This is a genomic window from Oscillibacter valericigenes, from assembly GCF_016902445.1.
Classification (GTDB): domain Bacteria; phylum Bacillota; class Clostridia; order Oscillospirales; family Oscillospiraceae; genus Oscillibacter; species Oscillibacter avistercoris.
Genome location: NZ_JACSNX010000012.1, coordinates 61,046 through 70,633 on the forward strand (window position 1 = coordinate 61,046; position 9,588 = coordinate 70,633).

General features: G+C 61.4%; 5 protein-coding genes. 4 read left to right on the forward strand and 1 reads right to left on the reverse strand.

Going from position 1 to position 9,588, the window contains the following annotated elements; translation table 11 throughout:
* Positions 1 to 257: 257 nt before the first annotated feature.
* From H9X91_RS08940 to H9X91_RS08955, 4 genes are all read left to right on the forward strand, one after another.
* Complete coding sequence (locus H9X91_RS08940) at positions 258 to 893, forward strand: GntR family transcriptional regulator (protein WP_204804442.1); 636 nt, start codon at positions 258 to 260, stop codon at positions 891 to 893.
* 297 nt (positions 894 to 1,190) lie between these two features.
* The gene (locus tag H9X91_RS14725; protein ID WP_204804443.1) at positions 1,191 to 2,384 is read left to right on the forward strand and encodes a LuxR C-terminal-related transcriptional regulator; all 1,194 of its coding nucleotides are present in this window, start codon (positions 1,191 to 1,193) and stop codon (positions 2,382 to 2,384) included.
* A 355-nt stretch (positions 2,385 to 2,739) separates the two neighbouring features.
* On the forward strand, positions 2,740 to 3,069 hold the full coding sequence (locus tag H9X91_RS08950) for a hypothetical protein (protein ID WP_204804444.1): 330 nt from the start codon (positions 2,740 to 2,742) through the stop codon (positions 3,067 to 3,069).
* Complete coding sequence (locus H9X91_RS08955; RefSeq protein WP_204804447.1) at positions 3,066 to 7,559, forward strand: S-layer homology domain-containing protein; 4,494 nt, start codon at positions 3,066 to 3,068, stop codon at positions 7,557 to 7,559. The genes H9X91_RS08950 and H9X91_RS08955 overlap by 4 nt, the downstream gene beginning before the upstream one ends.
* 155 nt (positions 7,560 to 7,714) lie before the next feature.
* Here H9X91_RS08955 and H9X91_RS08960 read toward each other — a convergent pair.
* Positions 7,715 to 9,588 (reverse strand): protein kinase domain-containing protein (locus tag H9X91_RS08960; protein WP_204804449.1); only part of this gene is annotated, 1,874 nt, incomplete at its 5' end.

The window sequence follows — 9,588 nt, forward strand, 5'->3', positions numbered from 1 at the left end:
TGAATCAATTGTTGATTTTGTGATATATCACTTGTTGTAAAATAGATATATCATTAGGGCTGGGAGATGTCAAGATGCCCTGCCGGATTTCTATGTTATCGTCAAAATCAGATCCCGTGATTTGGTGAATCTGCTTCTTCTGCCTGCCGCCGGCAATGATTTTCAGGGGCCTTCCAAGTATGCCTTGAAAAATTCGTCTGTTTCGGTATAATTGTAAATAAAATCCACCTGAAATTTCAGGGCAATGAGGTAATTATATGTCCAAAATCACTCTGGGCGAAAAAGCATATGAGGCTTTGAAAAAAAAGGTCGCAACGATGGAAAGCGGCGCACACCTGAGCGTCCGCAGTTTTGCAAAAGAGATCGGCATTGGCTATACCCCTGTCCGGGAAGCCTTTTTGCGCATGGAACGGGAGGGCACTCTGCGGCAGATCCCGAATGTGGGCTTCTTCGTCCAGGGCTATGATTTTACTTCTGTGATCCATTACTATCAGGTGCGGGAGTGTGTGGAGCCCTTCGTTCTGAAGCAGGTGTTTGCCCAACTGACGGATGATGACATCGGCGAGATGAAAAGCCACCTGGACGCGTGCAAAAACGCCCTTGCGGAAAAAGACTGCGAAGGCTTCGTCAGACACGATATCGCATTCCACAGTGTCATATTCACCCGTTACGGCAATCCGTGGTTTTCCAACCTGTACGAATCGATCCGGACGCAAAACATGTATTTTTCAAAGGAGAACCAGGCGGTTTCGTCCTTTGCGATCGAGGATCATGTGCAGCTTTTGGACGCGATCCGCAAAAAAGACGAGGCCCGCGCCCAGGAACTCCTGATCGTCCACATCAATAAAGCGCGCAGCAAGGTGCTGGCCGGATTCGTCCAGTATATGAAGTAGGCGCACGCCGCCCGGGCACCCTCGCGGAGCCCTTTCAGAGACTCGGCTTCCCGCCGAATGCGCGCTGTGGACCCGCTCAGGCCCAGAGCGCCTCGCCCCTTGCCGGGAACGGTCTTCCGGCTGGGGCGGGGCGCTTTTTTCGGCCCCTGCCTATCCGTTCTGCCGATGAGGGAGCGCAAGGCGTGCGGCCTCCCAGCAGCGGCTCCCCAGGGTCGCCCCTGCTCCGCCCGCCCCTTGCGTCCACGCGCCGGCAGGCCTATAATAGGAACCGGAATATCATCGCTGGAGGACTGAGCCATGGAATACCTCACCGTGCGGGAAACTGCGGAAAAATGGAAGATCTCGCCCCGGATGGTCCAGCAGTTCTGCACCGCCGGCCGCATCCCCGGCGCGCAGAAGTTCGGCACGGCCTGGGCCATCCCCGCGGCCGTGGAAAAGCCCCAGGACCCCCGGCTTGTCCCGAAACCGGAGGCGGCCCCCGCCTCCGGCCTGCCGGACCGCACCAACCTCATGCCCCTGATGAACACCCCCTTCCGGCCGGGCCGGTGTTTGGCGGCGGTGGAGGCCATGGAGGCCGGCCCCCGGCGGGACATCGCCCAGGCGGAGTATTACTACTTCACAGGCCAGCCGGAACAGGCGGCGCGGGCGGCGGGGGCCTATCTCACCAGCCCGGACATGGGAGCGCGCCTGTCCGCCTGCCTGATCTACGCCTACGCCAACCTCTCCCTCCACCAGATCCAGCACGCCCGGTTCGCCCTGGACGAGATGCAGAAATTTTTGGCCGCCGGAGCGGAGAAGGCCCCCCACCTGCGGGCGGCGGGGACGTTTGTGGCGGCCACCTCCGCCGTGCTGCTCCACCTGCCGCTGCCGGAGGAGCTGCCGGAGGTCGAGGGCCTTCTGCCCCTGCTGCCCACCGGGCTGCGGGCCTTTGCCCTGTATGTGCAGGCCCACGCTCTCTATCTGAAGGGGGCATACGCCCACAGTGCCGGGATCGTGGAGGCCACCCTCTCCATGGGCGCGTCCGGCTACCCCATCCCCGCCATCTACCTGCACCTGATCGCGGTGATGGACTACATGAGCCTGAAGCAGACGGAGCGGGCCGAGGCCCATCTCCTGACGGCCTGGGAGATCGCCCGGCCGGACGACCTGATCGAGGGCTTCGGCGAGCACCACGGCCTGCTGGGGGCCATGCTGGAGGCGGTCATCAAGCCCGGCTGGCCGGAGGATTTCAAGCGGATCATCGACATCACCTACCGCTTCTCTGCGGGGTGGCGAAGGGTCCACAACCCCCTCACCGGCCACGATGTGGCGGACGACCTGACCACCACGGAGTTCGCCATCGCCATGCTGGCGGCCCGGGACTGGACCACCCAGGAGATTGCCCAACACCTGAAAATATCGGTCAATACGGTCAAAACCCACATCTCCGAGGCCATGCGGAAGCTGAATGTGCAAAACCGGAAGGACCTCAAACAGTACATGCTCTTATAGGCGGGCGGCTCCCTCGGAAAGGGCTGGGGGTCACCCATTTTGACCCCCCAAACGGGTGATGGTATTCCCGCTCTTTTCCCTGTATAATGAAACCAAAGCGATCGCACCGCCGCCCGGAAGGGACGGCATCCGGTGCGGAAATGCGGGGGAGAAGCGATGGGGATCGGCAGCATCACATCTGACAGGCGGGGCGTGGCCCCCACCCTCCGGCAGGCGGGCAGCTCCCGCCTGTCCCGGTTTCCCTGCGTGCAGATCCATCATGCCATTTCAAAAGGCGCGCTGCGTCCGCGGACATTCCGCGGGCGGGGCGCGCCCTTTTTCGCCGCTCCGAGGACGGAGGAAAGGAGGCTGCGGGATGAAGGCATGCAACCGCTATGAGCTGGACGGCGAGATCCTGGAGATCCCCCTGCGCTGGGACCAGCGCACCCAGGCCTATGTGGAGGACTACGGAGACTACATAGACCAGCCGGCCTACACCCCGGCGGGCCGGCCCATCCTGCTGACCATTGAGGATGCCTGTCCCCACGCCGACATGGGAGACAGTCCGGGGGGCATCGACTGCGGCGCCTGCCGCCACTACCACCAGTTCCCCGGCTCCCAGCTGGGGGTATGCAGCAACGAGAAGCGGCGCCGCCCCGGGAAGCAGCGGGGGGCCGCCGGGACACGGAAGGAGGAACCAATTTGAGACTCAAACGACTGACGGCCATCCTGCTCTGCCTGTGCATGGCGCTCACCCTGCTGCCCACGGCGGCGCTGGCGGCGGGCCAGACAACAGAGGTCATGGTGGGCGGTGTGAAGCTGTACGGCAGCGCGGATACCCCCGTCTACGCCAAGACGAATAGCAGCGGCGCCGTCACAAAAATCACCGACGAGGGCTTTGACCCTGATCAAGATGTCTGGAACATCAAGTGGGACGGCACGACGCTGACCCTAAACAATGCAGTGATTCAGAGCAGCGGCTACGGCATCACTCCTTTTGGCAAAAACCTGGAGATTGTGCTGATCGGGGAGAACACGGTCACCGGTTCCTACGCCATTTATGACAACGGCGGCGCCCTTACCATCTCCGGCAGTGGGAGGCTCACCGCCACGGGGGATAGAGGGATCTATGCAACAAGCCTTACCGTGGAGAGCGGCACGGTCACCGCGGAGGGCCAGTTCGCCATCCAGGCACCCAACGGCGTCACCGTCAACGGCGGCACCCTCACCGCAGAGGGCACGACCTACGGCCTCTATAACTCCTCCGCCCTCACCATCTGCGGCGGCACAGTCACGATTACAAAGGAGGGTTCCGGCACTTGTATGTTCCCCTCCAACACACCCGTGAACATCCAGCCCCAACAGGGCCAGACGATCACGGTAATAAACGGCAGCGCAAGCAGCGCACCCACTTCATACACCGCAGAAGAGACGGTCACGGCCGCCGGCAGGTATTTCCACAGCTTTGTCTCCGCCGGCGGGGACACCGTCCCCGTTGAACGCGTGACGCTGGACCAGACGGAGCTCCGGCTGCCGGTGGGCGCAACCGTAAAACTCACGGCAACGGTGGAACCCGATAACGCCACCGACCGCACCGTGTCTTGGGGCAGTGGTGATATAAGAACTGCCACGGTCGACCAGGATGGCAACGTCACCGGCGTAGACGGCGGCACCACCACCATTACCGCCGCCGCGGGCGGCAAATCCGCCACCTGCCAGGTCTATGTATCCGACGACTACAACCTCCATGTGGGCGGCGAGGCTCTCTGGGGCACCGCCAGCGCCCCCGCCTACGCCCTGACGGGCGAGGACGGCGCGGTAACGACGGAGGGTGCTGACGGGAACAACTATAACATCAAGTGGGACGGGGAGACGCTGACTCTCGACGGCGCGACCATCACCAGCGGTTCCTATGAGGATGCCGCCATCTACTGGGACGGCGACCTAAAACTCCAGCTGACCGGCACAAACACCGTCACCGGGCCCAGCGGCGGTAGCACCGGGGCAAGCTACGGCATCTACACCGGGGGAAGCCTTGCCATCTCCGGAGGCGGCAACCTGACGGCCACCGGCGGCGCTGCCACAGATATCAGCCCTGGGATCTATGCCGACGGGGGCATCACCGTCCAGAGCGGCTCGATCACGGCAGAGGGCGGCGCTGCCGAAAATGCAAGCTTCGGGATCTACGTCACCCGTGAAACGCTTGCCATCTCCGGCGGCACCGTCCACGCCACCGGCGGAGAGGTGTCAGGCGAGTATGCATACAGCTGCGGCATCTATGTCGAGGAGGACGCCGCCATCTCCGGCGGCACGGTCAACGCCACCGGCGGATCGGCAACAGGCAGCTACGCAGGCAGCTGCGGCATCGACGCCTCTGACCTCACCATCTCCGGCGGCACCGTCACCGCCACCGGCGGCACCGCCACCGCCACCGGCGGCACGGTGTCAGGCAATAACACATACAGCTGCGGCATCAACGCCACCATGGGAGTCACCATCTCCGGCGGCGAAGTGACGGCGGAGGGGGACACGCAGGCGGTACGCACCACGGGCACAGTCATCATCGACCCGGCGGAGGGGCAGCAGATCGCGGTGACCGCAGGCGCTGACGCGGACAACGCCGTGAAAATCACAGATTCGCCGTTTACCAGCGAGAAAGAGATTTCCGACAGCAGCATCTCCAGCGCCCAATACTTCCACAGCATTGCCGGGAAGGCTGGTGACCCCGGCCCTGACGATCCCAACATTTACGTGGGCGGCGTGAGGCTGACCGGCGACAAGGATACCACCGCCTACGCCCTGACGAACGAAAGCGGCAAGGTCACGACCGAGGGCGCTGACGGGAACAACTACAACATCATGTGGGACGGCGAGACCCTGACCCTCAAGGGTGCCACCATCACCCAGGGCTCCTATGAAGGCGCCGCCATTTACTGCGGCGAGGATGCCGGCATCAACCTGGTCCTGGTGGGGGACAGCACTGTCACCGGGCCCGGCGGCGACACAAGCAACGGCATCTACACCCGCGGCGAGCTCACCATCTCCGGCGACGGCACCCTGGACGTCTCCGGCGGCGGGATTTCGCTCTTCGTCACCGGCGACCTCACCATCTCCGACGGCACCGTCACCGCCACCGGCGGCGAGGTGTCAGCGAATGACGCATACAGCTACGGGATCTTCACCCCTCACGACATCACCATCTCCGGCGGCAGCGTCACGGCGGAGGGCGGAACTGCTTCCACAACCGGCGAGGGCTACGCAGAGAGCTTCGGCATCTCTGTCCGTGACCTCACCGTCTCCGGCGGCAGCGTCAACGCCACCGGCGGAACTGCTTCCGCAACCGGCCCAAACGGCAAAGCGTACAGCGGAGGGATCGATGCCTACTATAATATCACCATCTCCGGCGGCACCGTCAACGCTGACGGTGGAACGGCTTCCGCAACCGGCCCAAACGGCGAAGCGTCCGGCGGAGGGATCCAGGCTGCCATAATCGCCATCTCCAGCAGCACCGTGACGGCGGAGGGCGGAACCGCTTCCGCAGACAGCGAAGCGTCCAGCAGAGGGTTCTATGCTTCCGGAATCACCATCTCCGGCGGCGAAGTAACAGCCACCGGCGGAACCGCTTCCGCAGACAGCGAAGCGTACAGCAACGGGATCGATGCTCTCATGATCACCGTAGCCCCGGCGGAGAGGGAGCAGATCACGGTGACCGTGGGCGCTGACGAGAGCAGTGCGGCAGAGATCACAGGCTCGCCGTTCCAAGAGGAAACGGAGATCACCGGTCTGGCCTCGGCAGCGGGCGTCGCCTATTTCAAAAGCGCGGCGGAACCTGCACGGTACTCCGTCACGCTGCACCCCAACGGCGGCACCATTGCCGACGGCAAGGACGTCACCAGCTATCTCTGCGGCACGGGTGCGTCACTCCCCGGCGCAGGGGATGTCACCCGCAGCGGCTATCGCTTTGCCGGCTGGTACGCGGATGAAGCGCTCACCGACGGACCCTACACGCAGATCAGCGCCGCAGACGCGGGGGACATGGCGTTCTATGCCCGCTGGGTGCGCCGCAGCAGCGGCGGCGGCGGAGGTAGCTCCAGCCGTCCCACCGGCCCCAGCACCGGGCACAGCGACGGCTGGACCGACATCCGGGAGGAGATCGGCAGCGCGGAGGATGGGGATACCGTCACCATTGACATGAACGGCGAGACGGAGGTGCCGGCGGAGATCTTTGAGGAAATCGCCGGCAAGGACATCACTGTGGAGCTGGACATGGGCGGCGGCGTCACCTGGACCGTCGACGGCCGGGACGTGCCGGAGGACGTCAGCCTGTCCGATCTGGATCTGGGCGTGGACATGGACACCAGCGGCATCTCCGTGGACGTGATCAACACCGTCACCGGGGAGTACGGCGCGGTGCAGGTATCTCTGGACCACGACGGGGCCTTCGGCTTTGCCCTGACCCTCACCGCCCCCCTGGGCCGGGAAAATGCGGGCTATTGGGCAAACCTCTACCACTACGACGAGGGAGAGGAGGCGCTGACCTTTGAGACCAGCGCCCGGATCGCCGCAGACGGCTCCGCCGCTCTGCGGATGACCCACGCCAGCCAGTACGCCATCGTCATCGACGAGAAAAGCCACGCTCTTCCCTTTGAGGACGTGGGCACCGACGCATGGTATTCCGATGCAGTGGCGTATGTCTATCGGAACGGCCTCATGTCCGGTACCAGCGGCTCCGCCTTCAGTCCGGACGCCGCCATTACCCGGGCGCAGCTTGTCACCATCCTCTGGCGCATGGCGGGCAGCCCCCAGGTGAACTACCTGATGGACTTTGACGATGTCTCCCAGGATGCCTATTATGCCGAAGCTGTCCGCTGGGCGGCCAGCGAGGGGATCGCCGGCGGCTACGGCAACGGCCGGTTCGGCTCCGATGACCCCATCACACGGGAACAGATGGCGGCGATCCTGTACCGCTTCGCCCAGCACATGGGCTATGATGTGTCCATCGGAGAGGACACCAACATCCTCAGCTACACCGATGCCCCCGATGTGTCCGGGTACGCCGTTGCCGCCCTGCAATGGGCCTGCGGCGCGGGGATCATCCGCGGCACCGGTGACGGCAGCACCCTTACTCCCCAGGGCGGGGCCACACGGGCACAGGCTGCCGTGATCCTCACGCGATTCTGCGCGCAATCCCAATGACAGGGCATAAACGATGCCGGGGGTGGAGATCATTCTCCACCCCCGGCTGTTTGCGCCAGAGGCCGCCCAAGCCCGAACATCGTCTTTCCCGCTTATGGGCCAGGGATGCAAAGGTTTTGGGTCTGCCAGTTTGGCTTTCTCAACGGGAAGCCCCGTCAGCTCTTCGTCACATTGGGCACATGGTCCACCGGGGACCAGTCGGTGATCTTCTGGCTCCCATATTCGGATATGGTGACAGATTGCAAATTTGTCAAATTCCGGAGGGGAGAAATGTCTACTACATCACTGACTGTGAGATCCAAATTTTGCAGATTGGTGAGATTGCTCAAAGCAGACAGATTCACAAGAGATGGAACAACAGGGTCATATTCAAAATCTCTAGCCTGAATGGTGAGGGACTGCAAATTGGTCAGAGAAGCCAGGGGGGAAAGATCAATAGACTGACTTTCGTGTCCATTCATGGAAAGAAATAGAGATGTCAGGTTCGTCAGGTTCTTCAAAGGCTCTAGGGAGGTAAACTCTCCCGTTACAGAGATGCCGCCGGAAATCGTGAGACTCTCCAGACTGGTTAAATTTGCAAGGGGAGCAAGATCCTCCACACCAACAGGGATTTCCAACGAAATCAATTCTGTCAGATTGCTGAGCCCCTGAATATCATAAAGCTCTGTATAACCATAGACTCTGTCTGGAAGCCGCAGCGTCTGCAGGTTTGTCAAAGCTGAAAGCGCATCTAAATCTGTAAATGTTGCATCCATAGAATAGCATTCCAATGTTTTCAGGTTGACCAGATTTTTTGCCCAATCAAAGCTGGAGATCTCTGCTACATTGAAAGTCATTTTTTCTAGATTTACGAGATTTGAAAGAGAACTCAAGTCTTTAACCGCAGGCCCGGGAGCATTGCCATCTGCCCGATCAATCACAAGCGTGTGAAGGCTTGTCAAATTTTTCAATGCACCAATATCATTGAGCGGGAGGTTTGCTTTGACATTTAATGTGTTTAATCCGGTTAACCCGGAAAGAGCGTCTAAATTTGTCAGTCCGAAATGTCCAAATGTCAGAGAGGTTAGATTCGGAAGTTCTTCCAGCGGTGAGAGATCTGTAAGGTCCGGATTGTTTTCCAAGTTCAGCTTTGTCAGATTCACCATATAATGCAGATCTTGAATCTCCGTATTCGTAAGTCCCTGATTGCTGAGGTCCAGCTCTGTCAAATCGGTGCTGTACTCCTGCCCGGCGATGGTGATGGAGGGCACCTCCGCCTGTATCAGCTGGACGGTCTCACCATCTGCGTCAACAGTTGTTCGGCCGCCCCCGCCGATGGCAATGCCGATCCCCACGGCAACGACCACCGCCGCGGCGATGGCGGCAATGCGGGCAGGTTTCACCTTTTTCTTCTCCGGGGCGGGCGCCGCCGCGCCGCCGGAGACGGGCACCTCCACTACCTGCTGGGACTCGATGGCGTCCAGGAACTCCGCCGCGCTCTGGAACCGGTCCTCCGGCTGGACGGCGAGACCCTTCAAAATGGCCTTGTCCAGGTACTCCGGGATGTCGATGCCGCATTGGGAGATGGGAACGAGGGTGTCCTCGTCCAGCCGCTCCAGGGACTCCGGCGGCAGAAAGCCGGTGATGGCGGCGTAGAAGCAGGCCGCGCAGGAGTAGACGTCGGTAAAGGGCCCCTGGCGGCTTCTTCTAATGTACTGCTCCTTGGGCGCGTAGCCGACTTTCAAAATCACGTCCAGACTTTTGGACTTGTCGCCGATGGAGTACCGGGCAGAGCCGAAGTCCAGCAACTTCACCATGCCGTCCTTGGTGATATAGATGTTGTCCGGCGTCACGTCCCGGTGGATGAACCCCTCCGCATGGACGGCCGTCAGCGCCCGCAGGACGGGGATCATCACATTCAGGGTCTCTTCTACGCTGACTTTTCCGCCGTGATTGGCGATGTAGGTCTTGAAGGAGATGCCCTCGATGTAGTCCATGACGAAGTACGACGTATCGTTCTCGTCAAAGTAGTCCGTCACACCGGCGATGT